The sequence below is a fragment of the Rhodoferax sp. RT5P35 genome, assembly GCF_056521385.1.
Genome location: NZ_JBWMAX010000231.1, coordinates 1 through 1,194 on the forward strand (window position 1 = coordinate 1; position 1,194 = coordinate 1,194).

Annotated in this window: 1 protein-coding gene; it reads left to right on the forward strand. The window is 62.6% G+C overall.

Translation table 11 applies throughout. The features are described from left to right. The first annotated feature begins 173 nt into the window (after positions 1-173). Positions 174-1,052 carry a MurR/RpiR family transcriptional regulator gene (locus AC097L_RS25240; protein ID WP_479589451.1) on the forward strand — a complete coding sequence of 293 codons (879 nt, stop codon included), beginning with the start codon at positions 174-176 and terminating at the stop codon, positions 1,050-1,052. Positions 1,053-1,194: the final 142 nt, after the last annotated feature.

The window sequence follows — 1,194 nt, forward strand, 5'->3', positions numbered from 1 at the left end:
ATGCCCTGGGCCGATACGGCGACGGGCGGGGTGTGGTGGAGATGGCGGTGGAAAACATGGGTCATGGCAAATGGCTCGGATGTTGCAGTTACGCAGAATTTGGAACAAATATACCAAAATTAAAATTTAATGCAACATATGATCCATAAAATAATGCACGTAACATCTGTTCCATGAACGCCAGCGACCTGGTCCGAGACCGCTTCCCCTCCCTCAGCCCCGGCCTGCAGCGCGCAGGCAAGTACGCGCTGGACCACCCAAACGAAATCGTCACCGTGTCGATGCGCAGCATTGCCGTGCGGGCCGAGGTGCCTCCGGCCACGCTGGTGCGCTTTGCGCAGACGCTGGGTTTTGCGGGCTGGCCGCAGCTCAAGGAGGCGTTTGCGCTGGAGCTGGGCCTGGCGCCCGAGCAGTACGGCCAGCGCGCCCAAAGCCTGATCGCGCGCGGCAGCCAATCGGGAGGAGATACGGCGCTACTGGACGAGCTGTTTGCGGTACAGGCGCAGAACCTGCAATTCACCAAAAACCACAACGGCGAAGCCCTGGGCCGGGCCGCTGCGCTGTTGGTGGGCGCACCGCAGCTGCATGTGGCGGGCTTTCGGGCCAGCTATGCGCTGGCTTTCCATCTGGCCTACGGGCTGCGGCTGTTCCGCCCGTCCGTGCAGTTGCTGGACGGCCATGCGGGCGGGCTGGAGATGCAGTTACGCGCCCTGCAGCCGGTGCATACCGTGCTGGTGGTGGGTTTTGCGCCCTACTCGCGCGAGGCCGAGGTGGTGGCGCAGGCGGCCCGCCAGCGCGGCTGCAAGCTGGTGGCCATCACCGACAGCACGGCTTCGCCGCTGTCGCAGCTGGCGGATGAGACGCTGCTGTTCTCGGTGCACAGCCCGTCGTTTTTTCCGTCCACCGCTGCCGGTATGGCCCTGGTGGAGGCGCTGCTGGAGCTGGTGGTGACCCAGTCGGGCAGCGCGGTGGTAGAGCGCATCGAGGCGGCAGAAAACCAGCTTTTCACCTCTGGTGCCTACCTGCAAAAACCCCCAACGCGGTCCATTTGAAATTTGAGCAAAAACAGCTGCCAGCGCTTATTTAACAGGCACGAGCAGCTCCTTATTCCATAGCAAACACTCAGGGGCAGTTGCTGGATGGTGCCAGCCACTGGCGCAAGCGTGCGTTGTAGGCCACGTCGAACCGGCCATA